This window comes from Thermus tengchongensis (assembly GCF_021462405.1).
Taxonomy (GTDB): domain Bacteria; phylum Deinococcota; class Deinococci; order Deinococcales; family Thermaceae; genus Thermus; species Thermus tengchongensis.
Genome location: NZ_JAKEDU010000001.1, coordinates 172153 through 197227 on the forward strand (window position 1 = coordinate 172153; position 25075 = coordinate 197227).

General features: G+C 67.8%; 22 protein-coding genes. 14 read left to right on the plus strand and 8 right to left on the minus strand.

Features of this window, described 5'->3' with window-relative positions:
• Window positions 1-187 precede the first annotated feature (187 nt).
• Both secD and L1087_RS00915 read left to right on the plus strand, forming a co-directional pair.
• Window positions 188-2395, plus strand: coding sequence for a protein translocase subunit SecD (gene secD / locus L1087_RS00910; protein ID WP_234557204.1), 2208 nt, complete (start codon window positions 188-190; stop codon window positions 2393-2395).
• Window positions 2396-2466: 71 nt separating this feature from the next.
• A complete protein-coding gene (locus tag L1087_RS00915) occupies window positions 2467-3222 on the plus strand; it encodes a 3-hydroxybutyrate dehydrogenase (RefSeq protein ID WP_135259470.1) in 756 nt (251 codons plus the stop codon).
• Here L1087_RS00915 and L1087_RS00920 read toward each other — a convergent pair.
• Genes L1087_RS00920 through L1087_RS00940 form a run of 5 tightly spaced genes read right to left on the minus strand, consistent with a single transcriptional unit; the run spans window position 3219 to window position 8111 of the window.
• Window positions 3219-4052 (minus strand): CoA transferase, encoded by an 834-nt coding sequence (locus L1087_RS00920; protein ID WP_234557205.1) that lies wholly within the window; start codon window positions 4050-4052, stop codon window positions 3219-3221. The two genes, L1087_RS00915 and L1087_RS00920, sit on opposite strands and share 4 nt — an antisense overlap.
• Complete coding sequence (locus tag L1087_RS00925) at window positions 4024-4755, minus strand: 3-hydroxyacyl-CoA dehydrogenase (RefSeq protein ID WP_135259468.1); 732 nt, start codon at window positions 4753-4755, stop codon at window positions 4024-4026. Before L1087_RS00925 ends, L1087_RS00920 begins: the two co-directional genes overlap by 29 nt.
• 9 nt (window positions 4756-4764) lie before the next feature.
• Window positions 4765-5919: a thiolase family protein gene (locus L1087_RS00930; RefSeq protein WP_135259467.1), complete on the minus strand. Its 1155-nt coding sequence runs from the start codon at window positions 5917-5919 to the stop codon at window positions 4765-4767.
• On the minus strand, window positions 5904-7022 hold the full coding sequence (locus L1087_RS00935) for an acyl-CoA dehydrogenase family protein (protein WP_234557206.1): 1119 nt from the start codon (window positions 7020-7022) through the stop codon (window positions 5904-5906). Before L1087_RS00935 ends, L1087_RS00930 begins: the two co-directional genes overlap by 16 nt.
• A 51-nt stretch (window positions 7023-7073) precedes the next feature.
• Window positions 7074-8111 carry a GGDEF domain-containing protein gene (locus tag L1087_RS00940; protein WP_234557207.1) on the minus strand — a complete coding sequence of 346 codons (1038 nt, stop codon included), beginning with the start codon at window positions 8109-8111 and terminating at the stop codon, window positions 7074-7076.
• On the opposite strand from L1087_RS00940, the gene lepA reads away from it, so the two are divergent.
• Together lepA and L1087_RS00950 are read left to right on the plus strand one after the other, a co-directional pair.
• The gene (gene lepA / locus L1087_RS00945; protein WP_234557208.1) at window positions 8086-9912 is read left to right on the plus strand and encodes a translation elongation factor 4; all 1827 of its coding nucleotides are present in this window, start codon (window positions 8086-8088) and stop codon (window positions 9910-9912) included. The genes L1087_RS00940 and lepA overlap by 26 nt on opposite strands.
• Window positions 9902-10885: a sensor histidine kinase gene (locus L1087_RS00950; protein ID WP_234557209.1), complete on the plus strand. Its 984-nt coding sequence runs from the start codon at window positions 9902-9904 to the stop codon at window positions 10883-10885. Before lepA ends, L1087_RS00950 begins: the two co-directional genes overlap by 11 nt.
• Here L1087_RS00950 and sdaAB read toward each other — a convergent pair.
• On the minus strand, window positions 10882-11544 hold the full coding sequence (sdaAB, locus tag L1087_RS00955; RefSeq protein ID WP_234557211.1) for an L-serine ammonia-lyase, iron-sulfur-dependent subunit beta: 663 nt from the start codon (window positions 11542-11544) through the stop codon (window positions 10882-10884). The two genes, L1087_RS00950 and sdaAB, sit on opposite strands and share 4 nt — an antisense overlap.
• Before the next feature lie 17 nt (window positions 11545-11561).
• Between sdaAB and L1087_RS00960 the strand changes: the two genes are divergently transcribed.
• From L1087_RS00960 to L1087_RS00970, 3 genes are read left to right on the plus strand one after another with little or no spacing between them, the layout of a single operon-like run.
• A complete protein-coding gene (locus tag L1087_RS00960) occupies window positions 11562-13493 on the plus strand; it encodes a hypothetical protein (protein ID WP_234557213.1) in 1932 nt (643 codons plus the stop codon).
• Complete coding sequence (locus tag L1087_RS00965; protein ID WP_038042805.1) at window positions 13490-14341, plus strand: dihydrodipicolinate synthase family protein; 852 nt, start codon at window positions 13490-13492, stop codon at window positions 14339-14341. Before L1087_RS00960 ends, L1087_RS00965 begins: the two co-directional genes overlap by 4 nt.
• On the plus strand, window positions 14338-15006 hold the full coding sequence (locus L1087_RS00970) for a hypothetical protein (RefSeq protein WP_234557215.1): 669 nt from the start codon (window positions 14338-14340) through the stop codon (window positions 15004-15006). Before L1087_RS00965 ends, L1087_RS00970 begins: the two co-directional genes overlap by 4 nt.
• Here L1087_RS00970 and cdd read toward each other — a convergent pair.
• A complete protein-coding gene (gene cdd, locus L1087_RS00975; protein ID WP_038042807.1) occupies window positions 15003-15371 on the minus strand; it encodes a cytidine deaminase in 369 nt (122 codons plus the stop codon). The genes L1087_RS00970 and cdd overlap by 4 nt on opposite strands.
• Window positions 15358-16683 (minus strand): hemolysin family protein, encoded by a 1326-nt coding sequence (locus L1087_RS00980; RefSeq protein ID WP_135342760.1) that lies wholly within the window; start codon window positions 16681-16683, stop codon window positions 15358-15360. The genes cdd and L1087_RS00980 overlap by 14 nt, the downstream gene beginning before the upstream one ends.
• A gap of 82 nt (window positions 16684-16765) precedes the next feature.
• Here L1087_RS00980 and L1087_RS00985 point away from each other — a divergent pair, with 82 nt between their 5' ends.
• From L1087_RS00985 to L1087_RS01015, 7 genes are read left to right on the plus strand one after another with little or no spacing between them, the layout of a single operon-like run.
• A complete protein-coding gene (locus L1087_RS00985; protein ID WP_135259458.1) occupies window positions 16766-17200 on the plus strand; it encodes a MarR family winged helix-turn-helix transcriptional regulator in 435 nt (144 codons plus the stop codon).
• On the plus strand, window positions 17193-18464 hold the full coding sequence (locus L1087_RS00990) for a TolC family protein (RefSeq protein WP_234557217.1): 1272 nt from the start codon (window positions 17193-17195) through the stop codon (window positions 18462-18464). Before L1087_RS00985 ends, L1087_RS00990 begins: the two co-directional genes overlap by 8 nt.
• Window positions 18461-19426: a TolC family protein gene (locus L1087_RS00995; protein WP_234557218.1), complete on the plus strand. Its 966-nt coding sequence runs from the start codon at window positions 18461-18463 to the stop codon at window positions 19424-19426. Before L1087_RS00990 ends, L1087_RS00995 begins: the two co-directional genes overlap by 4 nt.
• Window positions 19427-19428: 2 nt before the next feature.
• Window positions 19429-20610, plus strand: a complete 1182-nt coding sequence (locus L1087_RS01000) for an efflux RND transporter periplasmic adaptor subunit (protein WP_234557219.1) — start codon at window positions 19429-19431, stop codon at window positions 20608-20610.
• Window positions 20607-23906 (plus strand): efflux RND transporter permease subunit, encoded by a 3300-nt coding sequence (locus L1087_RS01005; protein ID WP_234557221.1) that lies wholly within the window; start codon window positions 20607-20609, stop codon window positions 23904-23906. The genes L1087_RS01000 and L1087_RS01005 overlap by 4 nt, the downstream gene beginning before the upstream one ends.
• Before the next feature lie 3 nt (window positions 23907-23909).
• Complete coding sequence (locus L1087_RS01010; RefSeq protein WP_234557223.1) at window positions 23910-24662, plus strand: alpha/beta hydrolase; 753 nt, start codon at window positions 23910-23912, stop codon at window positions 24660-24662.
• 37 nt (window positions 24663-24699) lie between these two features.
• On the plus strand, window positions 24700-25020 hold the full coding sequence (locus L1087_RS01015; protein WP_234557225.1) for a carboxymuconolactone decarboxylase family protein: 321 nt from the start codon (window positions 24700-24702) through the stop codon (window positions 25018-25020).
• Window positions 25021-25075 lie beyond the last annotated feature (55 nt).

Here is a 25075-nt window from a genome sequence, read left to right on the forward strand (position 1 = left end):
CACGGGAAACCTCTTCCTCACCCCACCTTTACCTCCTTTATGGCCGCCTCCAGATGGATGGAGGCTAGGGCCTGGAATTTCTTCCCACGCCGGGCCATCCGGCGCACTCACATTTAGGCTCTAGGATACGGCTTCAAGCACTTCTGCTAGCGAATCGGGCACATGGGTGCCCCAAAAGGTGAAGGGTATGAATCGAAAGCTTCTCAACGGACTTCTCCTCCTAGGCCTTTTCCTCCTGGCCCTCCTCATGGTCTGGAAGCCCTGGGCTCCCGGGGAACCCAAGGTCAAGTTGGGGCTTGATCTTAAAGGAGGCCTTCGCATCGTCCTCGAGGCCGCCGTGGAAAACCCCACCCCCGACGACCTGGAAAAGGCCCGCACCGTCTTGGAAAACCGCATCAACGCCCTGGGGGTGGCCGAGCCCCTGATCCAAATCCAGGGGCAGAAGCGCATCGTGGTGGAGCTTCCCGGCCTCTCCCAGGCGGACCAGGACCGGGCCCTTAAGCTCATCGGCCAGCGGGCGGTCTTGGAGTTCCGCATCGTTAAGGAAGGGGCCACGGGCACCACCGTGGCCCAGATCAACCAGGCCCTCAGGGAAAACCCAAGGCTCAAGCGGGAAGACCTGGAAAAGGACCTCATCAAGCCCGAGGACCTGGGCCCAGCCCTTCTTACGGGCGCGGATCTGGCCGATGCCCGGGCGGTCTTCGACCAGTTCGGCCGCCCCCAGGTGGCCCTCACCTTCACCCCGGAAGGGGCCAAGAAGTTTGAGGAGGTCACCCGGGCCAACGTGGGCAAGCGGCTGGCCATCGTCCTGGACGGCAAGGTCTACACCGCCCCCGTGATCCGCCAGGCCATCACCGGGGGGCAGGCGGTGATCGAGGGGCTTTCGGGCCTCGAGGAGGCCAGCGAGATCGCCCTGGTCCTACGCTCCGGGGCCTTGCCCGTCTCCCTGGAAGTGGCGGAAATCCGCTCAATAGGCCCCACCCTGGGCCAGGACGCCATCCAGGCGGGCATCCGCTCGGCCCTCATCGGCACCCTGGCCATCTTCCTCCTCATCTTCGCCTACTACGGCTTTAGCCTTGGCCTGGTGGCCTCCTTGGGCCTCATCTACACCTCGGTCTTGATCCTGGGCCTCCTTTCGGGCCTTGGGGCCACCCTGACCCTCCCCGGCATCGCCGGCCTGGTCCTCACCCTGGGGGCGGCGGTGGACGGGAACGTCCTCTCCTTTGAGCGCATCAAGGAGGAGCTAAGGGCAGGAAAGAAGTTCCGCCAGGCCATCCCCGAGGGCTTCAAGCACTCCACCCTCACCATCCTGGACGTGAACATCGCCCACCTCCTGGCGGCAGCGGCCCTTTACCAGTACGCCACCGGGCCGGTGCGGGGCTTCGCGGTCATCCTGGCCATCGGGGTGGTGGCCAGCGTCTTCTCCAACCTGGTCTTCAGCCGCTACCTCCTGGAGCGCCTGGCGGACCGGGGGGAGATCCGCCCCCCCATGTGGCTGGTGGACCCCAGGTTCAACTTCATGGGCCCAGCCCGCTTCATCACCGCGGCCACGCTCCTCCTGGCGGCGCTGGCGGCGGGGGTGGTCTTCACCAAGGGCTTCAACTACTCCATCGACTTCACCGGGGGCACCGCCTACACCGTGCGCACAGGAACCGAGGTGGGCGTGGACACCCTGAGGCGCTTCCTGGAGGAGAAGGGCTTCCCCGCCAAGGAGGCGGTGATCACCCAGGTGCAGGCCCCCACCGCCGACTACCGGGAGTTTTCCCTGAAGCTCCCCCCCCTGCCCGACGCCAAACGGCTGGAGCTGGAGGAGCTTTTCGCCTCGGAGCTCAAGGCCACGGTCCTCACCTCGGAGACCGTGGGCCCCGCCATCGGCTCCGAGCTAAGGCGGAACGCGGTGATGGCGGTGCTGGTGGGCCTGGGCCTCATCCTCCTCTACGTGGCCTTCCGCTTTGACTGGACCTTCGGGGTGGCCAGCGTGCTGGCGGTGGCCCACGACGTGGCCATCGTGGCGGGGATGTATAGCCTTTTGGGCCTGGAGTTCTCCATCCCCACCATCGCCGCCCTCCTCACCATCGTGGGTTACTCCATCAACGACTCCATCGTGGTCTCCGACCGCATCCGGGAAAACCAGAAGCTCCTGCGGGGGGTGCCCTACCGGGAGATGGTGAACCGCTCCATCAACCAGACCCTCTCCCGCACGGTGATGACCAGCCTCACCACCCTCCTGCCCATCATCGCCCTCCTCTTCCTGGGGGGAAGCGTCTTGAGGGACTTCTCCTTGGCCATCTTCGTGGGCATCTTCGTGGGCACCTACAGCTCCATCTACGTGGTGAGCGCCCTGGTGGTGTTCTGGAAGGAACTGCGGCAAGCGCGGGCCAAGAAGGCCGCGTAGCCCCTAGCCGGGGGGGGCGGGACCTGTGCGGTCCCGCCCCCGTTGTTCTAGACTCGGGGAAAGGGGTAGGCATGGGGGATTTCAGGGGAAAGACAGCGCTCGTCACCGGAGGGGGAAGCGGCATCGGCCTGGCCATCGCCCGGGCCTTCGCCCAGAAGGGGGCCAGGGTACTGGTCCACGACGTGAAGGACGCCTCCGCCCTAGCGGCGGAACTGGGCGGGGTGTTCCTCCAGGCGGACCTAGGGGACCCTAAGGCCGTGGAGGAACTGGGAGAGCAAGCGGCCCGGTACGGCGTGGACATCCTGGTGAACAACGCCGGCTTCCAACACATCGACCCCGTGGAGGACTTTCCCTTGGAAACCTGGCAAAGGATGCTCCAGGTGATGCTCACCGCCCCCTTCCAGCTCACCAAGGCGCTCCTTCCCGGGATGAAGGCCAAGGGCTGGGGGCGTATCCTCAATATCGCCAGCGTCCACGGCCTGGTGGCAAGCCCCTTCAAGAGCGCCTACATCGCCGCCAAGCACGGCCTCATCGGCCTCACCCGAACGGTGGCCCTGGAAGCGGGGCCCTTCGGGGTCACGGTGAACGCCATCGCCCCCGCCTACGTGCGCACCCCCCTGGTGGAGAACCAGATCGCCGACCAGGCCCGCACCCTGGGCATACCGGAAAGCGAGGTGGTGGAGAAGGTCTTCCTGGCCCAGGCCGCGGTGAAGCGGCTCATCGAGCCCGAGGAGGTGGCCGAGCTCGCCCTCTTCCTGGCCTCGGAGAAGGCGGGGGCCATCACCGGCGCCGTCTTCCCCATCGACCTGGGCTGGACCGCCCGCTAGCCCCGCACGGCCCGGAGGGGGACCCCTTTCTCCTTGCCCCAGGCCTCCCACTCTTGGGCGGTCCTCCCTTGAAAGAAGGCCCGTAGCCGCTCATAAGGCGCAAGGCCGGGTTTGGCCGGGCTGAAGGCCGCCGCAAGCAACTCTGGTAGACCTGCCTCCTCACAAAACCGGGCCCAGAAATGGGGCTCCAAGGCGGCCAAGGCCACCTGCCCCTGCCGGGCAGGGTAAACCCCATAGCAAAGGACCGAGCCATCCAGAAAGGGAATCGGGGGATAGGCCACGGCCTTGACCGCTTCGGAGAGGGCCACCTCGTACACCCCGCCCCCCAGGAGAAGCCCCTTGAGGGCGGTGAGGGCCAGGGCGTAGGCCCCGGCCAGGTCGGCGAACTGGAAGGCCTGCCAGGGAAAGCGCCCGAGAAGCCCCGCCTCCGCCAAATAGGTGAGGTCATGGCCAGGGTCGGGAACATCCGGGTAACCCCGAAGCCGGGCGTAGACCAGGCGGGGGTTGACCCCAAGGAGCACCTCAGGCCCGAGGCCCATCCGCTCCATGACCCCGGGGCGGTTGGACTCCAGGAGAACGGCGGCTTCCCTTACCAGGACCAACAACCTCTCCCGATCCTTCCCCCTCTTTAGGTCAAGGGTCAGGACCTCCTTTTCCCCGTTCAAAAAGCGGTAGGCCTCCGGGGCCCAGTCCCTAAGGGGATCCCCTTGCGGAGGCTCCACCTTGACCACGGGAAAACCCAAATCCCCAAGAAGCTTTCCCGCCAAGGGCCCGGGAAGCAGCCGGGTCAGGTCCAGAACCTTACCTGGGGGCCATGCGCAGGGCGCCATCCAGGCGGATCACCTCCCCGTTCAGCATGGGGTTTTCCAGGATGTGGAGGACCAACAGGGCGTACTCTTCTGGCCGGCCCAGGCGCTTAGGGAAGGGCACCTGTTCCGCCAACGAGGCCTTGGCCTTTTCAGGAAGCCCTTGAAGAAGGGGGGTATCGAAGAGGCCTGGGGCCACGGTCACCACCCGGATGCCCCAGTCCGCCAGCTCCCGGGCAGCGGGAAGGGTGAGGCCCACCACGCCCCCCTTACTGGCGGCGTAGGCCGCCTGGCCCACCTGGCCCTCAAAGGCAGCCACGCTGGCGGTGTTCACGATGACTCCCCGCTGCCCCTCGGCGTCGGGAGGGTTCTCCCGCATGGCCCAAGCCGCCAGACGCAACACGTTGAAGGTGCCCAAGAGGTTCACCTCCACCACCTTGCGGAAGCCCTCCAGGTCGTGGGGGCCTTCTCGGCCCAAAATCTTGCGGGCCAGGCCGATCCCCGCCGCGTTCACCACGGCGAAGAGAGGAGCCTGGGAGGCCGCGAGCTCCACCGCCCGCTTGGCATCCTCCTCCCGGGCCACATCCCCCTCCAGGTACTGGAGGCCGGGAGCCTCCCCCCGCCTGAGGTCCAAGACCACCACCCTGTAGCCCCTATCCCTTAGGGCCAGGGCTGCGGCCCGTCCGAGCCCCGAGGCCCCACCCGTCACCAAGGCGCTTCGTTCCATGGTCCACCCCTAGATCCGTTGGATGATGGTGGCCGTGGCTTGGCCGTGGCCGATGCACATCACCTGCAGGCCGAACTCCCCCCCGGTGCGTTCCAGCTCGTGGAGGAGCTTGGTCATAAGGACCGCCCCCGTGGCCCCCAAGGGGTGGCCGTGGGCGATGGCCCCGCCGTTGGGGTTCACCCTCTCCGGGTCGGGGCCAAGCTCCCGCAGGAAGGCCAGGACCACGCTGGCGAAGGCCTCGTTGATCTCGATGACGTCGATGTCCTTGAGGGAAAGCCCGGCCCGCTCCAGGGCCTTCCTCGTGGCGGGGATCACCTCCAGAAGCTGCAGGGTGGGGTCCCCCGCCACCACCACCCGGGCGAGGAAGCGGGCCCGGGGGCGAAGGCCCAAGGCCTGGGCCTTCTCCCGGTCCCCCAGGAGGAGGGCCGCCGCCCCGTCGGAGATCTGGCTGGAGTTACCGGCGGTCACCACCCCGTCCTCCCGGAAGACGGGCTTCAAGGCCAGCATCCGCTCGTAGTCCACGTCGAAACGCACCCCTTCGTCGCGGTCCAGCAGGAAAGGCCTTCCCTCCCCATCCACCCCCTCCAGGGGAAGGATCTGGTCCCGGAAGCGCCCCTCCTGGATGGCCCGGGCCGCCCGCCTGTGGGAGAGGTAGCCCCACTCGTCCAGCTCCTCCCGGCAGAGGCCATACTTCTCTGCGATGCGTTCCGCGCTTTCCCCTTGGTGGACGAGCTCATAACGCCGGAAAAGGGCAGGGTTCAAGGTGTGGAAGCCGCCCCCGATGTCGGAGAACATGGGGCATCGGGTCATGCTCTCCACCCCTCCGGCGATGGCGAAGTCCAGGTCCCCGGCGGCGATGGCCTGGGCGGCGAAGTGAATGGCCTGCTGGCTGGAGCCGCACATGCGGTTTAGGCTTACCGCAGGCACCTCCTTGGGCAGGCGGGAGAGGAGGACGGCCAGCCGGCCCACGTTGGCCCCCTGCTCCCCGGTTTGGGTCACGCACCCCGTGACCACGTCCCCGATGAGGTGGGGGTCGATCCCCGTCCGCTCTAGGAGGGCATCCAAGACCCGGGCGTAAAGGGCGTCGGGCCGCCACGCCCTTAAAGCCCCGTTCCGCTTGCCGATGGGGGTGCGCACCGCTTCCAGGATCACCGGCTCTCCCATACCTTCCTCCGCACCAGTTCCCGCAGGACGATGAGCCTCTGGATCTCCGAGGTGCCCTCGTAGATCTGGAGCGCCTTGGCGTCACGGTAGAGCTTGGCCAGGGGGTACTCCTCGCTGTAGCCGTTGCCCCCGAAGACCTGGAGGGCCTCGGATACCCCCCGCACCGCGGCGTCGGCGGCAAAGGCCTTGGCCGCGGCTGCCTCCAAGGCGTTCTCCTCGCCCCGTTCCGCCAGTTCGGCAGCCTTCAAGGTGAGGAGGCGGGCGGCCTCGAGGTCTATGAAGATCTCCGAAAGCTTAAACCCCACCCCCTCATGCTCCCAAAGGGGCTTGCCGAAGGCTTCCCGCATGGCGGCGTAGGCCAGGGCCTCGTCCAAAGCCCTCTGCAAAAGCCCCACCGCCAAGGCGGCCACCATGGGCCGGGAGCGGTTGAAGACCCGCATGGCGAGCCGGAAACCCTCCCGGGCGATGAGGCCCTCCTCGGGCACAAAAACCCCTTCCAGAGCCACCTCCGCCGCCGGGGAGGCCTTCTGCCCCAGCTTGGGCAAGGGAGGCCCTACCTCCACCCCTTCCCCCCGCTCCACCAGAAAGGCGGCGATCCCCTCCCTCCCCTCCGCCACCTTGGCGAAGACCACGAGGAAGGCCGCCTCGGGGGCGTGGCTGATCCAGGTCTTCCGCCCGTAGAGGCGGTAGCCTCCCGGCACCCTTTCCGCTCGGGTGCGGAGGGCGGCCACGTCCGAACCCGCCTGGGGCTCGGTGAGGGCGTAGGCGGCCACCTCCCCCTTGAGCCGGGGAAGGAAGCCCTGGGCGTAGGGGCTTTGCGAAAGGAGGAGGGCGTCCGCCACCAGGTTGTTGAGGAGCAGGGCCGCCGCCACCCCGGTGCAGGCGTAGCCCAGCTCCTCGGCCACCAGGACCAAGGCCCTCGGCCCAAGCCCAGCTCCGCCCAGCTCCTCCGGGACCAGCAGCACGGGAAAACCCAGCTCCGCCGCCTCGCGAAAAAGCGGCCAGGGAAAACGGGCCTCCTGGTCTAGCCTTCGGGCCTCGGGAAGGATCCGCTCCCGGGCAAAGCGCCATGCCAGCTCCCGGATGGGTTTCTCCAGATCCAAGGGAACCCCCGGGGAAAGTTTACCCGGTGCAAAACCCTGGGGCAAGGGCCCTCATCTCCCCTTCTTGCGGTACATAAGCCTATCGGCCGCCTCGAGGGCCTGCAAAAGCTCCCTTTCCTCCACCGGGCTGAAACCCACAGAAACCGAGGGGAAGTGGGCATGGACCCGCGCCTCCAAGGAGGCCCCGTCCCTTAAGCCCAGGTGCAGGCCCACAAACTCGTCCCCACCCACCCGGTAAAGGGCGTCCCCCTCCCGGGCCTCCTCCCTCAAGACCTGGGCGAAACGCACCAGATGGGCATCTCCTGCCTTATGCCCCTCCCGGTCGTTCACTGCCTTAAGATCATCCAGGTCCCAAAGGGAAAGGACCAGGGAAAGCCCCTCCCGGGCGGCCAAGGCCTGCAGCCGGGGAAAGTCCCGCTCCAGGGAGCGGCGGTTGGCCAGGCCTGTGAGGGGATCGGTGAGGGCCTCGCTCTGGATGAGGCTCTGCAAAGCCTGAAGGCGCTGGATCATGGCCGCCACGCTGAGGCCGGCTATGCCGGCCAAAAGCCCCCCCGCCGCCACCAGGAAGCGGGTTTCCTCCTGGGGCCAAGGGGCGAGGAGGACATAGGCCAAGGCCAGCCAAAGCCCAGGCCAGCCGGCGAAGGCGGCAAAGGCGTAGGCGCCCACGGTGAAAAAGGCCATGACCCCAAGCCGCCAATCCTCCCCGGAAAGCCCTCTGACCACCGCCGCCGGCGGGGCCACCAGGCTCATGAGGGCGGTGAATAGGGCCACCCCCAGGTGCAGGGCTACGGCCAGACGCCCCATGCCGGTGGCCCTGGCCAGGAGGTAGGCCACGGGAAGGCTCAACCAGTAAAGGAGCGTGGCAGCGTACATCACCTGGCCCCCATACAGCACCACCACCGGGATCCACACCAAAGGGATCAGGGCCAGGCGCCAGTACAGGCGGACCAGCCCCGGCCAGATCTCAGGGGACATGCCGCATTCTATCCAGACCACCGGGCGGTTCATTTGGGGTAGGGGCCCCAAAGCGGCCAGCTTGACTTTGCCCCCTCCACCCTGGACGATGAGAAGGATGGACAGCAGGCGCATCCGCAACTTCTCCATCATCGCCCACGTGGACCACGGGAAGTCCACCCTGGCCGACCGCATCCTGCAGATGACCCACGCGGTGAGCGAGCGGGAGATGCGGGAGCAGTTTTTGGACTCCCTGGAGCTGGAGCGCGAGCGGGGCATCACCATCAAGGCCAGCGCCGTGCGGGTGGAGTACCGGGCCAAGGACGGGGAAACCTATATCTTCAACCTGATCGACACCCCGGGCCACGTGGACTTCACCTACGAGGTCTCCCGGGCCCTGGCGGCGGTGGAGGGGGTCCTTTTGGTGGTGGACGCCAGCCAGGGGGTGGAGGCGGAAACCCTGGCCAAGTTCTACATGGCCCTGGAACACGGCCATGCGATGATTCCGGTTATCAACAAGATCGACCTTCCCAACGCCAGGCCCCTGGAGGTGGCCCTCGAGGTGGAGGAGGTGCTGGGCCTCCCCGCCGACGAGGCCATCTTCGCCTCGGGGAAGACGGGGGAAGGCGTGGAGGAGATCCTCGAGGCCATCGTAAAGCGCATCCCACCCCCCAAGGGCGACCCGGAAGCGCCTCTTAAGGCCCTCATCTTTGACTCCCTTTACGACGCCTACCAGGGGGTCATCCCCTACCTCCGCCTCTTTGAGGGCCGGGTGCGCCCGGGAGACCGCATCCGCGTCTGGTCCACGGGGAAGGAGTTCGTGGTGGACAAGGTGGGGATCTTTACCCCGCAGGGGCTTGTCCCGGTGGAGGAACTCACCGCGGGAGAGGTGGGCTGGCTCACCGCCGCCATCCGCGACATCCACGACGTGCAGGTGGGGGATACCCTCACCCACGCCCAAAGGCCCACGGACGCCCCCTACCCCGGCTTCCGCCCGGCCAAGCCCGTGGTCTTCGCCGGCCTCTACCCGGTGGACTCCGGGGACTACGGCAAGCTCCGGGACGCCCTGGAAAAGCTCAAGCTCAACGATGCCGCCCTCACCTTCGAGCCGGAGACCTCCACCGCCTTGGGCTTCGGCTTCCGCTGCGGCTTCCTGGGGCTCCTCCATGCGGAGATCGTGCAGGAGCGCCTGGAGCGGGAGTTCGGCCTGGAGCTCATCGCCACCGCCCCCAGCGTGGTCTACCGGGTGCGCCTGAAAAACGGGGAGGAGGTGGAGGTGCTAAACCCCGCCGACCTCCCCGACCCCACGAAGATCGAGGAGATCCTGGAGCCCTACGTGAAGCTCGCCGTCTTTACCCCCGAGGAATTCGTGGGGGCCATCATGCAACTCGTCCAGGAAAAACGGGGCCGCCTGGTGAACATGACCTACCTTCCCGGGGAGACCAAGCGGGTGGAGCTGGTCTACGAGGTGCCCTTTGCCGAGATCCTCTACGACTTCCACGACCGCCTGAAAAGCCTCTCCCGGGGCTACGCCTCCATGGACTACGAGCAGATCGGCTACCAACCCGGGGATCTGGTCAAGGTGAGCGTCCTGGTGCACGGGGAGCCCGTGGACGCCCTCGCCTTCATCGCCCACCGGGAGAAGGCCTACCCCATGGCCCGGGCCATCGTGGATAAGTTGGCCGAGGTCATCCCCCGTCAGCTTTTTGAAGTGCCCATCCAGGCGGCCATCGGGGGCAAGATCATCGCCCGGGCCACGGTGAAGGCCCTCAGGAAGGACGTCTTGGCCAAGTGCTACGGCGGGGACGTGACCCGGAAGAAGAAGCTTCTGGAAAAGCAAAAGGAGGGAAAGAAGCGGCTCAAGGCCATCGGCAAGGTGGAGGTGCCCCAGGAGGCCTTCCTGGCGGTGCTCTCGGCGGGGCGGGATGAGCCTTAGGGCAAGGCTGGCCCTGGTCATCGCCCTTCTGGCCTTTCTGCCCAACCTGGTCCTGGCCCTCACCCTGGGCCTCGTGGGGGAAGGTCCCTGGCTGCCCTTGGTGCTTTGGCTTCTCCTCATCGCCCTGGTTTCCGGGGCGGTGGGGTACTTCCTGGCCCGAAGCCTCCTCAGGCCCCTTGAGGAGCTCACCCGCGCCCTGGCCTACCTTTCCGTCAGGGAGGGTCCGGTGAACGAGCTCAGGCTACCCGCCCCCAAGGAGCCTCCCCCCATGGAGATCGCCCTGCTCCGCGCCCGCTTCGGGGAGCTTCTTCAACGCCTCCAGCGCCTCATGGAGGCCCGGGAAGCCTTCTACGGGGCCCTGGCCCACGACCTGAAAACCCCCCTGGTTTCCGCGATCCGGGCCCTGGAGTACCTGGAAAGGGCGGACCACTTGGGCCGCGAAAAGCGGGTGGAACTCCTTTTAGCCCTGAGGCGAGAGTTAACCCAGGCCCACCTCCTGGTGGAAAACCTCCTGGCCCTCTCCCGCCTCGAGGCCCGCACCCCCCAGCGGGAAACTCTGAACCTGAGGGCCTTGGCCGAGGATCTCCTTCTGCGTTACCGGGAGGAAGGGAGAAGGCGGGGACTTGCCCTCACGGTGGAGGGGGCGGGTCTCGCCCGGGGGGAGCGGCTCCTTTTGGAAAGGGCCCTGGCCAACCTTCTGGACAACGCCCTACGGCACGCCAAGACCCAGGTGCGCATCCGGGTGGAGGAAGGGGTCCTGCAGGTGGAGGACGACGGGGAGGGGCTTCCCCTGCCCCTCGAGGCCCTGGCCCAGCCCTTCCGCCAAGGGGGCCCGAACCGGGGAAGCGCGGGGCTTGGCCTCTACACCGCCAAGCGGGTGGCTGAGGCCCACGGGGGGAGGCTTTTAACCTGCAAAGGCCCGTTGGGCGGGGCGTGTTTGCGCCTGGAACTCCCCTCGGCTAAGGAGCTTTAGTCCATAACCGGGGGGATCTGCCGCACCCAGAGGATGTAGGAGAGGTGCTCCAGGTACCTCAAGGGGACCTCGGGAAGGGGACGGTCCACCTCGAGGCTCATCATGGCCTCCCCACCCCGCTTCTTGCGGCTTACCGTGAGGTAGGCAATGTTCACCTCGTCATCGGCCAGGATGCGGGCCACCCGGGCCACCACCCCCGGGGTGTCCACGTTGCGGATCACCAGGGTGGGGGCGGCCCCGGTGATGCGCACCTCGAAGCCATCCAGGTCAAAGATGCGCACCAATCCGCCTCCCAGGGAGCTTCCCGTCACGGTGATGCGCTCCTTCTCCCCCTCCAGGACCATGCGCACGGTGTTGGGGTGCACATCCCCTAGCTCCACTACCTTGAAGGCCACCTCGAGGCCTTCTTTCTCCGCTAGGGAAAGGCTTTCCTTAAGCCTTTCGTCGTCAGGGGTAAAGCCCAGGATCCCCGCCACCAGGGCCAGGTGGGTACCGTGGCCCTTTCCCGTCTTGGCGAAGGAGCCGTGGAGGCCAAACTCCACCCGCCTGGGCCTCTCCCCCAAGAGGTGACGGGCCAGAAGGGCCAGGCGGCAGGCGCCAGCGGTGTGGCTGGAGGAAGGCCCCACCATCACCGGGCCGATCATGTCCAGTAGACCCATGCCTGTAGAATAACCCCATGCGCGCGTTCCTGACCCGGGCCATCGGCTTCCTCTTGGCCCTGGGACTCCCGGTTTTGGGCCAAAGCCTGGTGGTCCCGAAGGAGGTCCAGGCGGGAAGGCCCGTGGTCCTGGAGGGGCGGGACCTGCCCGAAGGGCGCTTCCCCCTGGTGCTGGAAGGACCCGAGGGGCAGGAAACCCTGGAGGTGGAGGCCCAGAAGGGAAGGTTCCAGCTGGAGCTACACCCCAAGGCCCCTGGGGAGTACCGCATCCGCCTTTCCCTGCCCTCCGGAGCCCTGGAAGCCCGCCTCACCGCCCTGGCTCCCACCACCCCCGAGCTGACCCAGGAAGGCCTTAAGCTCCCCTGGGGCCTCCTGCCCCTGCCCCCAGGGGACTGGCTGGGACCCTTGGTCCAGGGGGATAAGGTGTACGTGGCCCAGGGGCTTTTGGTGGTGGAGACCAGCCTGAAGGGGGAAGCCGTCTCCTTCCACTTCGCCCCGGCCCGCATCCTGGCCCTCCGTCCAGGCCCTGAGGCCCTCCTCCAAGGGGACTGGGTCCTGCCCATCCCCTTCCCCCCCTTGCCCTTTGAAGGCCATGGGGAGGACCTAAAGGCCCTAGGCACCCTCCTCCAGGCCCTTAACCCTCCTAAGCCCTGGCCTTATTTCGCCTACTGGACCCAAGACCCCGCCAGCCTCACCCCGGAGGACCTGGAGGCCTACGGCCAGGACCTGCTGGCCCGGGGCCATAGGCCGGAACTCTTCTTCGGCCAACCGGAGGTGGCCCGCATGGCGGAGGTCTCCCGCTCCCTGCGGCAAAAGGATCCCGAAAAGGCCCTCCTCCTGGCCCAGGCCCTTCTCCGCTACACCCCCCTTTTCCCGGGTTCCTTGGCCTTTTTTAAGGAAACGGCCCAGTACCTGGAGGCCCAGGGGCACCCGGCCCAGGCCTTGCGCTTCCAGGAAGCGGAGAAACTCCTTAGGACCTGGCTTCCCCCAAGGCTTTCCCTGCTTTCCCCCGCCCTTGGGACCCTGGGCCTGGCGTATTTGGCCCTTATGCTCTACCTCTTCCTCTTTTACCTGCCCGCCCAGCTAAAGGACCTGAAGCCCATCGGTGGCTACTTGGGTGGGTTCTGGCGGCACCCCCTCCTGCGCCTTCGGCACCTCCACCTGGCCTACGCCAGCCTGGGGGAACGGGTGCTGGCCCTGGCCCTCTTCCTGGCCCTCGGCCTGGGCCTCCTCCTTCAGGGACTGGACGCCCAGGTGCGCAAAGGACTTTTCGCCTCCCCCTTGGACCAAGGCACCCTCCGCACCCAAAAAGCCCAGGACTGGCTCCGCACCCTGCCCTCTACCCCCGAGGTCAAGGCGCTTCTGGGCTACGCCCTCCTTTCGGAAGCCCCCAAGGAGGCCCGGGACCTCCTGCGGGAGGCCTCCTTACCCTTTGCCCTGGCCCTTAGGGGAGACGAAACCGCCTTGGCCCAAGCCTACCGTAAGGCTCCCCTCGAGGGCCCCATCCGCACCGCCTTAGGGCTGGGCCAGGACCCCTGGGGGGCCAGGGAGCCAGGCCCCTCCGTGCGCACCCTTTATCAGGCCCTCCTCCAGGTGGAGCTAAAGCGCCTCCTGGAGGATCCCTTCCGGGGGTTCCTGCACCTCAGCACCCCCCTTCCCGAAGGGGTGAAGCCTTGGGCCTTCGTGGGCTTCTGGCTCCTCCTTCTTTACCACCTCCTCACCTTCCTCCTGCCCCGGCGCAGGACCCCGGTCCCCCCCTCCTGGGCCCTGGGGGTGCGCCTCCTGGTACCGGGAAGCCTGGGGTTCTCCGCGGGGCTGGGCCTCGTGCTTCTCCTCCTTTTCGCCTACGGGCTCCTGGCCCTCCTGGAGAGGAAGGGACCGACCCTCCTGATCCTGGCCTATGGGCTCCACCTCCTGGGGTTGGCCCTTAGCCTGAGGAGGTCCGCATGATCCTTCCTCCCATCCCCACTCCCTTTGACCGGGAAGGCCGCCTGGACGCGGAAGCCTTTCGGGAACTGGCGGAAGCCCTAGAACCCCTGGTAGACGGGCTTCTCATCTACGGCTCCAACGGGGAGGGCGTCCACCTGACCCCGGAGGAGCGGGCCCAGGGCCTGCGGGCCCTGAGCCCCAAGAAGCCCTTCCTGGTGGGCCTCATGGAGGAAACCCTGCCCCAGGCGGAGCGGGCCCTCCTGGAGGCTAAGGAAGCGGGGGCCATGGCCCTCCTGGCCACCCCGCCCCGCTACTACCACGGAAGCCTCGGGGAAGGGCTTCTCACCTACTACCAAGCCCTAGCGGACAGGATGCCCGTCTTCCTCTACCACGTGCCCCAGAACACCAAGGTGGACCTCCCCCTCCCTGCGGTGGAGGCCTTGGCGGCCCACCCGCAGGTCCTGGGCATCAAGGACTCCAGCGGGGACCTAACCCGCCTGGCCTTTTACCAGGCCCATCTGAAGGATTTCCGGGTCTTCACCGGCCACGCCCCCACCTTCCTGGGGGCCTTGGCCCTGGGCGCGGAAGGGGGCATCCTGGCCGCGGCCAACCTGGCCCCTAGGGCCTACCGGGCCCTCTTGGAAGCCTTCCGCGGGGGACGCCTGGAGGAGGCCCAAGCCCTCCAGCGGCGGCTTTTCCCCTTGGGGGACCTCCTCGCCAAGGGGGGGGTGCCCCTCCTCAAGCAGGCCCTCCGCCACCTGGGTCTGCCCGCGGGCTACCCCCGGCCGCCCTATCCTGAGGAAAGCCCCTTCTGGCCGGCCTTTTTGCCGGAGCTGGAAAGCCTGAAGGAAGAGGGGTGGATCCTATGAAGGCCTTCTTCAGAACCGGTTTTCTCCTGGTCCTTTTGGCCCTGGGGGCCTGCGCCCCCCAGACCCTCACCCCTGAGGCCCGCTTCCTGGGGGCGGAGCTACGGGGCCTGGAGCTCTCCCCGAGCCCAGCCCTCCTTCTGGGCCTTAGGGTGGCCTTCCACAACCCCAACCCCTTCCCCCTGCCCCTTTCCGCCTTGGGCGCCCGGCTCAAGGTGGGCGAGGTCGCGGTGCCCCTGGACCTCACCCTACCCCCAGGAGCGAAGGAGGAGGTGCTTCTGGTGCGGCTTATCCCGCAAAACGCCCTGAACACCGCCCAAGCCCTTCTCTCCCCGCAGGGGGTGGAGGTGGCCCTGGAAGGCCGCACCCTGGGGCGGGAGCTGACCTTCTTCCGCACCCGGGTGGCCCTACCCTTAGAGCCCCCAAGGGTGCGCCGGGCAGGGGTGAACTTCTTCCTGGAAAACCCCAACCCCCTGCCCCTCCGGGTGGAAGGGCGGCTTGTCCTCCTGGGCCAGAGCTTCCGGGTGGAGGCTGACCTGCCCGCCCGGGGGGAAGGAAGGCTTCAGGTGGTGGGCTTCCGGCCTGGGCTAGAGCGGGGTTCGGGAAGGCTGGAGCTCACCCTCGAGGTCCCAGGCTTCTTCCGCCAGACCCTGGTCCTGGCCCTTTAGAGCTTGAAGCCGAGGGGAAGGAGCTCCCCCAAGGAGCGCACCTCGTACCCCTCGGGCCCGTGCATCACCACCTCCGCCTCGGGCCCGCCGAACTCCAAGAGCACCTGGCGGCACCCCCCGCAGGGGGGAATGGGGCCTCTGGGGCTATAGATGTGCACCCGCTCCAGCCTCCTCTTCCCCGCCAGGACCATGGCCGCCACCGCGTTGCGCTCCGCGCACTGGGAGAGGGGAAAGGAGGCGTTTTCCACGTTCACCCCCAAGAACACCTCCCCCTCCGCCTCCACCAGGGCCACCACGGGAAAGCCGGAATAGGGAGCGTAGGCCCGCCCCACGTGGGCCTTCAGGATTTCCCTAACCTTCTCCATGCTCCACAAGCCTTTCCACCCGCACCCGTTCGATGCGCCTTTGGTCGGCGCTTTCCACCACGAAGCGGAAGCCCTGCCACTCCACGCTCTCCCCCACGCTGGGGATGCGCCCGAACTGCTCGTAGAGGAAGCCCGAGAGGGTGTCGTACTCCCCCTCGGGAAGCTTCACCCCTAAGGCCTCGGAGACCTCGTCCACGGGGGTCTGGGCCTGGATGGAAAAGGAGCCGTCGGGAAGCCTGCGGATAGCCAAATCCTCCGGCTCGTCGGTTTCGTCGTAGATCTCCCCCACGATCTCCTCCATCACGTCCTCGAGGGTCACCAGGCCCGCCGTGCCCCCGAACTCGTCCACCACGATGGCCATGTGCACCTTCCGGCGCCTAAGCTCCCGCAGGAGGGTCCAGGCGTCCATGTTCTCGGGCACGAAGTAGGGGGGGTGGGCGATGGAGGCCACGGTGCGCGCTTTGAGGTCCTCCTCGCAGTAGTAGTCCAGGAGGTCTTTGGCGTAAGCCACCCCCACGATGTGGTCCACGCTCTCCCGGTACACGGGCACCCGGCTGTAGCGGTGCTCGCGGAAGAGGTGGAGGAAGTCCTCCAAAGTGGCGTCGGCCTCGATGGCCACCATGTCCACCCGCGGGGTCATGATCTCCCGCACCGGGGTTTCCTCCAGCTCCAGGATGGAGTGGATCATCTCCTCCTCCTGGGCCTCGATGGTGCCGGACTCCTCCGCCCCCGCCAGGATGAGCTTGAGCTCCTGCTCGGACACCAGGGGCGTGCCCCGGGGCTCGAGGCCCAGCACCTTGAGCAGGGAAACGGAAACCAGGCTAAAGAAGCGCCCCACCGGGTAGAGGAGGACGGAGAGGAGGTAGATGGGCCAGGCGGCCACCCGGGCCAGGGGTACGGCGTGGTGCACGGCGATGGACTTGGGGGTGATCTCCCCGAAGAAAAGGATCAGGAAGGTCATGACCCCGGTGGCCACCCCCACCCCCACCGAGCCGAAGGCCCGGGTGGCCAGGTCCGTGACCAAGGCGGTGGCGGCGATGTTCACCAGGTTGTTGCCCACCAGGATGGTGGTGAGGAAGCGGGTGATGTCCTGGGCCAAGAGGCGGAAGGGCCCCCCTTGGGCTTCCGAAAGCTCCCGCACCTTCCAGGGGTAGAGGGTGGTGAAGGCGGTCTCGCTGGCGGAAAAGAAGGCGGAAAGGACCAGGAAGAGGGCCAAAAGAAAAAGGTCCCCAGGACTAGGGGCTTGGGACTGGGCCAGGGCTACGGTGCCGAAGGGCAAGAAGAAGAGCCACCGACTGGGAGGTCTGTCCATATCACCTTTTCGCATTGTACACCATGGGCAAGTGTGGCCCGGCCCCACCTCCTTACTTCACCTTTCTGTATAGTTGAAGGGTATGAATGGTCCGCCCCTCACCCTGGTGGAAGAGCTTTCCCGGTTGGGCTACACCCTCATGCGCCTCCTCTTTGCCCGGGCCAAGGAGGTCTTCGCTAAGGAAGGGATTTCCCCCCTGCAGGCGGAGGCGCTCCGCCTGGTGGCCGAGGGGGTGCGGCTGCCCTCGAGGCTGGCCGAGCACCTGGAGGTCCTGCCCTCCCAGGTCTCCCACCTCCTGGCCTCCTTGGAAGAAGCCGGGCTCCTGGAGCGCCACCCCGACCCCGAGGACCGGCGGCGGGTCCAGCTCCAGCTCACCCCCAAGGGAAAGGCGGTGCAAGAGCGGCTCCAGGCGGCCTGGCTGGAGGCCTACCGCCAGCACCTTAGCCGCCTGAACACCGCGGAGCTTCTGGCCTTCCGCGACCTGCTGAAAAAGCTCACGGAGGTGGAGCGTGGCTAGGCTTTGGGCCCTTCTCTTCCTCCTGGTCCCGGCCCTGGCCAGCGGCCACGCCCTAGTGCCCTTGCGGGAGCACCCCCTCCTCCGCCAGGCCCAAGCCCTTCTGGAGGCGGCGCGCAAGGGGCTGGAAGCCCAGGCCGCCCCCCTCGCCCTCAACCTCCAGGGCAACTACGCCCGGCTGGGCTACGAGTGCACCCCCGCCTCCCTCTGCCCAAGCCTCCCCGCCACGGGGGGGAGCCTCACCCTGTCCCTGGTCCTCACGCCCTTCCCCTTCGGAGAGACCGCAGACGGGCTAGCAAGGGCCCAGATCGCCTACCGCCGGGCGGAACTGGGCTACCGCAAGGCCCTCACCGCCCTGCAGGCCCAGGCGGTGGCCGCATACGGCCGTCACCGCCAGGCCCTTTTGGGGGTGGAGGCGGCAACCAAGGGCGTGGAGCTGGCGGAGAAAGCCCTGGAGGCCGCCAGAAAGCGCCAGGCCAACGCCAAGGAGCTGCGCGAGGCGGAGCTTGCTCTCCTGGAGGCGCAAAACCGCCTGGAGGAGGCCCGCCGCGGCCTGGAGCTGGCCAAGCAGGCGGCGCTAGGGCTGGTGGACCTGGAAAGGCCCCTTCCCGAGATCCCCCCGCCCAAGGGGAGCACACCCCTTGCCCTGGAGGAGGCCCGCCTAAGCGTGGCGGAGGCCGAGATCGCCTACGGGAGTGCCCTCCGCGCCCTCTTGCCCCAGGTGCAGGCCAGCTACCTCCTCTACCCTAGCGGCAACGACACCCTGGCCCTTTCCCTTTCCAGCCGCTCCCTGCAGCCCACCCTCTCCTACACCCGGCAGGACCCGGCCCGCCAGCCCACCCCGGTGCCGGGCGGGGGCAGCTACCGCACCCAGGAGGAGCTCCGGCTTTCCCTCTCCCTCACCCTCTCCCCTGGGCTCCTGGCGGCCCTGGAGGCGGCCAACCTCCAGAAGCAGGGGGCAGAGGAGGCCCTGCGGGCGGCCGAGATCCAGGCCCATCTCCAGGAGGCCAGCCTGCGCCACGCCCTTCAAGGGGCCGAGGCCGCCTTGGCCCTGGCCCAAAGGCACCTGGCCGCACAAGAGCAGGCCCTGGAGGAAACCCGAAAGCGCCTGGCCCTGGGGCTGGAAAGCCCCTTGGGCCTCCTCCAGGCTGAACTCTCGTGGATGCAGGCCCGCCTGGGCCTGGCGCAAGCGGAAAGCGAGTACCGAAACCGTCTGATGGAGCTCTACCAGTTCTACGGCGAGCTTTTACCGGAGGTAAATCCATGAAACGAGCCCTTTTGACCCTTCTCCTCCTGCTCCCCGCCCTGGCCCAGCCCCTCCCCGAGGCCCTGAAGCGGGCCCCCGAGGTGGCAGGGGTGGTCACGGCCCGTTTGGACTACGAAACCAAACAGAAAGACCTGGCCCGCACCCTCCAGGACCCCTTGCGCACCGCCTTGGCCGAGCTACAGGCGCGCCAAGCCTGGGAACTGGCCGAGGCCAAGCTCAAAAGGGCCCTGGCCCAGGCGGAAAGCGAGATCGTTTCCGCCTACACCCAGGCCTATGAAGCCCTCCTGCAGGTGGATCTGGCGGAAAAAGCCGTGGAGGTGGCCGAGCTGGGGCTCAAGGCCACGGAGATCCGCCTCAAGGGAGGTGGGGCCACCAGCCTGGACCTCCTGGAGGCGCAGAACCGCCTCCTGGAGGCCAGGAAGAACCTGGAGCTAGCCCGAAGGGGGCGGGATAGCGCCTTGGCCGCCTTGGCGAACCTGGTGGGTCCATGGAAGCCGGAAAGCGTTCAGGAACTTCCAGCTCTCCCTGAGGGTAAGGTGGTGGAGACCCTTCTTCAGGAACACGTCGACCTCCTGCAGCTGAAGCAGTCTTTGGTCCTTCTCCGCTTCCAGCGGGGTCTCTTGGACGAAAGCTTCGTTCCGAGGAAGGAAATCGAGGCCTTAGAGGACCAGATCCAAACCCTCGAGGCCAACCTGGCCAACCTGGAGCGTTCCTTAAGGGTAGGACTGGAGGCCAGGTACCGACAGCTGTCCCCCCTCCTGCAAGGGGTGAAAACAACGGAAGAGGCGTACCGGGCAGCCCAGGAGCGGTACCGGGCCGAGGAAAAACGCTTCCAAGCCGGGCTCACAAGCCGCCTCTCCCTCCTGCAGCAGGAGCTTGCCCTGAAGCAGGCGGAGCTTGCTTGGGAGCAGGCCAAGCACGCCTACCTGAAGGCCTACTACGGCCTTTTGGCCTCGAGGTGAACATGCGCCGACTCCTCCTTCTCCTACCCCTCCTCCTCTTCGCCTGCGCCCCCAAGAAGGCGGAGGCCCCTGCCCAGGAAGCCCAAGCCCCCCTGGCCCTCCAGGTGCGGGTGGTGGAGGCCAAGCGGGGCGTCCTGGAACGGGAAGTGCGGGCCTCCGGCAGCCTGCAGGCGGAACGGGACAGCCTGGTGGCCGCCGGGGCCGCAGGCCGGGTGCTCAAGACCCTCCCCGCAGGCACCCCGGTGCGGGCCGGGGAAGGGGTGGTCTACCTGGACCCCGCCCCCTTCCAGGAGGCCCTGGAAGCCGCAAGGCTCAACCTCCGCCAGGCGGAGGCCAACCTGGAGCGGGCGCGGAACCAGCTCCTGGGCAACCGGGCCGCCCTCCAGGCCCAGCTGGAGGCGGCCAAGGTGCAGCTGGAAGCCGCCAAGAGGCGCTACGAGGAAGGCCAGGCCCTCCTCCAGGCGGGCGCCTTGGCCCCCCTGGACCTCAAGGCCCTCGAGGCCCAGCTCCGCCAGGCGCAAAGCGCCTACGAGAACGCCCGGGAAGCCCTCTCCCGCCTGGAGCGGGCCGAGGACCTCAGGCTCTTGGAGCTCCAGGTGGAAGGGGCCAGGCTCCAGGTGCGTCAGGCGGAACGGAACCTCAAGGAGAGCGTGGTGCGGGCCCCCTTCGCTGGGGAGGTGGTGGAGGTCTTCGTAAAGGAAGGGGAGTTCCTGGGCACGGGTAGCCGCGCCTTCCGCCTGGCCACCACCGACCGCCTCCTGGCCAAGGTCTACCTGCCCCCGGAAAAGGCCAGCGCCCTGGGGCCGGAAACCCCCTTCACCCTGCGCCAAAACGGACAGGAGGTGGCGGCCAGGCTTCTGCGCAAGTCCGAGCTCCCGGGCCAGAACCGCCTGGTGGAGGTGGTGCTAGAGCCCCAGGGGCCCCTTCTGCCCGGCCCCGCCGAGGCCCGCTACCGGGAGCGGGTGGCGGAAGGGGTTCGCTTGCCCGCCGGCGCGGTGCGCATTCAGGAGAGCGAAGCGGTGGTCTACCGGGTGGAGGACGGCCGGGCCCGGGAAGTCCGGGTGCGGCTGGTGGCCCAGGAAGGGACCCAGGCGGTGGTGGAGGGCTTGCCCGAAGGGGCCCAGGTCATCTACCCCGTCCCCGAAGGCCTTAAGGACGGCGACCCCGTGGAGGTGCTCCCGTGAGGGAAAACCCCTTGGTGGCCTTCTTTGTGGAGCGCTTTGTCTTCGCCACGGCCATCTTCGTGGGCCTGGTGCTGGTGGGCCTGCTGCTGGGCCTGGGGCTCGGGGTGGAGCTCCTGCCCCGCTTCAGCGTGCCGGTGGTGGCGGTCTCCACCAGCTACCCCGGGGCGGGCCCGGAGGAGGTGGCGGAGCAGGTCTCCAAACCCCTGGAAGATGCCCTTTCCACCCTAAGCGGGGTGGACACCATCGGCAGCAGCTCCACCGAGGGCTTCAGCCTGGTCTTCGTCCAGTTCCAGCAGGGGGTGGACGTGGACCGGGCGGCGGTGGAGGCCAGCCAGAAGGTGGCCGCCGCCCGGGGCCAGCTCCCCAAGGACGCCTCGGCCCCCGTGGTGCAGAAGTTCGACCCCTCGGCAAGCCCCATCCTCTACCTGGCCCTCGAGGCCCCGGGGAAGGACCTCTCCCAGGTGCTCCGCTACGCGGAGCGCACCCTGAAGCCCAAGCTCCAGCTGGTGCAGGGGGTGGCGGACATCCGCCTCACCGGGGCCCCCAAGCGCTCCATCCGGGTCTACCTGGACCCGGACCGCCTGCAAGCCCTGGGGGTGGCCCCAGGGCAGGTGGCGCAAGCCCTCTCCGCCTCGGCCCTCAACCTGCCCCTGGGAAGCCTCACCGAAGGGGAGAAGCGCCTGGTCTACACCCTGCGGAGCACCCCGGCCACGGCAGGGGAGGTGGCAGACCTCCTCCTGGACCCCTCCCGTGGCCTTAGGGTGCGGGACGTGGCCCGGGTGGAGGAACGGGCCGAGGAGCCCACCACCCTAAACCGCCTGAATGGCCGCCCCGCCGTGCTCCTGGCGGTGGTGAAAACCCCCGACTCCAACGCCGTGGCCGTGGCCGACGGGGTAAAGCGGGCCCTTTCCGAGATCCGCTTCCCCCAAGGCTACCGGGCGGAGGTGGCCCTGGACACCACCCGCTTCATCCGCGCCGCGGTGGAGGACACGGTGCGGGAGGCCTTTTTAGCGGCCCTGGCCGTTTCCCTCGTGGTCTTGGTCTTCCTGGGGAAGCTCAACTCCGTGTTCTCCGTGATCCTGGCCATCCCCATCACCCTCTCCGGGGCTATCCTCCTCTTCGGCGTTTTAGGCTTCACCTACAACCTCATCAGCCTTCTCGCCCTCACCGTGGCGGTGGGCATCGTGGTGGATGACTCCATCGTGGTGGCGGAGAACATTGACCGCTACCGCCGGATGGGCTTTGGCCCAAAAGAGGCCGTTCTCAAAGGGGCATCCGAGGTGAGCGTGGCGGTGGCCGCGGCCACCTTGAGCCTCCTTGCGGTTTTCCTCCCCATCAGCTTCCTCCCGGGTCTCATCGGGCAGATCTTCCAGCAGTTTGGCCTGGGCATGGCGGCGGCCATCGCGGTGAGCTGGCTGGAGGCCCTCCTCTTCCTCACCGTGCGCCTCGCCTACTTCCCCGACCCCGAGCCCCCAACGCTCAAGGAAGCCTTCCGTTCCCTAAACCTCCTCCCCCAGGACCTCCGCTTCGCCTACCGCAGGGGCTTCCGCACCCCTTTAGGGCTGTTGCTGGGGGGCATGACGGCCTTCCTGCTTTGGCGGCAGGGGCCGCTGTACCTGCTCCTCCTGCCCCTTTACCCAGCCCTCCTGGGGCTCCTGCGGTACCTGGGGCGTTTCCTCTTGGACCTGGCTGGGGCCGCCACCCGCCTCCTTCACGGCCTGGCGGAGGCGGGCCTGAGCCGCCTCACGGAGGCCTACGCCCGCAGCCTGGCCGGCGCCCTGAGGCGCCCCGGCCTGGTCCTTGGGATTGCGGGCCTCGCTTTCTTCTCCATCTTCCCCATCCTGCCCAAGATCCCCTTCAACTTCACCCCCCGCTCCGACACCGGGGTGCTCACCGCCACCCTGCTCCTGCCCAAGGACACGCCCCTGGCGGTGGCGGACCGGGCGGCGCGGACCCTCGAGGCCTATTTCCTCACCCACCCCGCCGTGCTCCGGGTGGTGACCACCGTGGGGGCCAGCGCGGTGGGCGGGGCCCAGGTGGGAGACCCCAGCCGGGTCCAGCTCCAGATCGTCCTCAAGCCCAAAGGGGAACGGCAGGACATTTTCACCCTCACCGAGGCCTTCAACCGGGAGGGAAAAGCCCTTCTGAAGGACTTTCCCGGGGCCGACCTCCGGGTGCTGGCCCAGACGGGCCCCGAAGCTGGGGACGCCGATCTGCAGTTCTTCGTCACCAGTCCCGACCGGGCGCTTTTGGAGAAGCGGGCGCAGGCCATCACCGCCCTCATTGCCGAGAAGCCCTACGTGATGAACGTGAAGAGCACCCTCGAGGCCACCCAGCGGGAGCGGGTCTTCGTCCCCGACCCGGCCAGGCTCGCCGGGACCGGCCTCACCCCCGCGGACCTGGCCCAGGCCCTGAGGCTCTACCTCTCCGGTACCCAGGCGGCCACCGCCCGGCGCTCGGGAGAGGAGTTCCCCGTGGTGGTCCAGGCCGACCCCCTGCGCCTGGGAAACGAGGCCAACCTCCTTTCCCTCCCCGTCTACGCCCCGGCCCTGCAGGCCTTCCTGCCCCTAGGGAGCCTCGGGCGGTTCGTGGAGCGGCCCGGACCCACCCTGATCTCGAGGCGCAACCAAGCCTACGCCGCCGGGATCAACATCAACCTCAAGCCCGACGCCCCTGGGAGCTTCCAGATCCAACGGGAGCTGGAAACGGAGCTTAGGGAAAAAGGCCTCTTGGGCGACGGGGTGGAGCTCATCGCCACCGGCCTGGGCTCCTTCACCGGGGAGCTGGCCCGGCTGGCCCCCCTGGCCTTCCTCCTGGCCCTGGTCCTCAACTATCTGGTCATCGCCAGCCAGTTCAACGCCTGGCGCTACCCCCTCTACCTCCTCCTCCCCGTGCCCCTGGCCCTGGTGGGGGCCTTCTGGCTCACCTACCTACTGGGTACCGGCCTGGACGTGATCAGCGTCCTGGGCGTGGTGATGCTCATCGGGCTGGTGACCAAAAACGCCATCCTCCTTTTGGACTTCGCCGTGAAGCGCATGCGGGAAATGCCCCTGAAGAATGCCCTGGTGGAGGCGGCTAGGCTCCGCCTAAGGCCCATCCTCATGACCACCCTCACCGTGCTCATCATCAGCCTGCCCCTCCTTCTGGGCACGGGAGAAGGAGCGGAGTACCGCAAGCCCCTCGGCGTCATCATCCTGGGGGGGCTTCTCTCCTCCACCCTGCTTACCCTCTTCGTGGTGCCCGCGGCCTTTTATGCCTTTGAACGGCGGCGGGCCCAAGAACCCGTCCTGAGGTGAAGCGTGAGCGCCAAGAAGCTCCTCTTCCTCTTCCTGGCCGCGGCCCTGCTCCTGGGTGGGGCGGTGGTAGGGGTGGCCTTTTACTTCCTCCGACCCCTGAAGGCCGAGAGGGTAGCCCTGGAAGCCCTCGCCCGCCCTAGCCTCACCCTGCGGGAAGCCCCCTACGGCCTGGAGCTCGTCCCCAAGGCCTCCAAGGCCCTTTTGGCCTTCTACCCCGGTGCCCGGGTGGAGCCTTTGGCCTACGCCCCGGTCCTGGCCCCCGTGGCGGAGGCTGGGTACCTGGTGGTCCTCCTGAAGGTGCCCTCCGGCATCGCCCTCCTGGGAAAGGAGCGGGCTCTGGAGGCGCAGGCCGCCCACCCTAACCTCCCCCTGGTGGTGGGGGGGCACAGCCTGGGCGGCGTGGCGGCGGCGGAGGTGGCCGCCCGGGAAGGGCTTCCCCTGGTCCTCTTCGCCAGCTACCCCGAGGCCGACCTCTCCGGGCAGAGCCTCCCCACCCTGGCCCTCTACGGCACGGAGGACGGCCTCCTCCCCCCGGAGGAAGCCCGGGAAAAGGCCAAGCGCCTCCCCCGGGGAGCCCGGGTGGTCTTCCTGGAGGGACTGAACCACGCGGGCTTTGGGGCCTACGGCCCGCAGAAGGGGGACCGGCCTGCCACCCGACCCAGGGAGGCCCTCTGGCAGGAAATCAGCCAGGAGGTCCTTCTCTTCCTGGAGGGCCTGGGGTGGGACACCCCGCCCCCGCCCCAGGCCCTACGCTAAGGATAGGGAGCACACCCACGAGCGGGTTCTGCAAGCCATGCGGGAAAACCTGGGGGAGGGCCTTCCCAAGGCCATTCCCCTCCTGGCCGAGAAAGCCCCGGGCCTCCTTTTGGAGCACGGGCGGAGCTGGACCTTCGCCATGCCGGAGAAGGGAGCCTTGGACGAAAGGACCCGCACCCTCATCCTCCTGGGCATCGCCCTGGCCACGGGTTCGGAAAGCTGCGTCAAGGCCATGAGCCACCGGGCCAAGCGCCTGGGCATTTCCAAGGAGGCCCTTCTGGAAACCCTGAAGATCGCCCGGCAGGCCCAGGCCAACGCCGTCTTGGGCCACGCCACCCCCCTTTTGGAAGTGCTATAGTGGGAAAAGCCGGGGCGGGCGCCCCCCCTCGGGAAACTTCCCCCAACAACCGAGC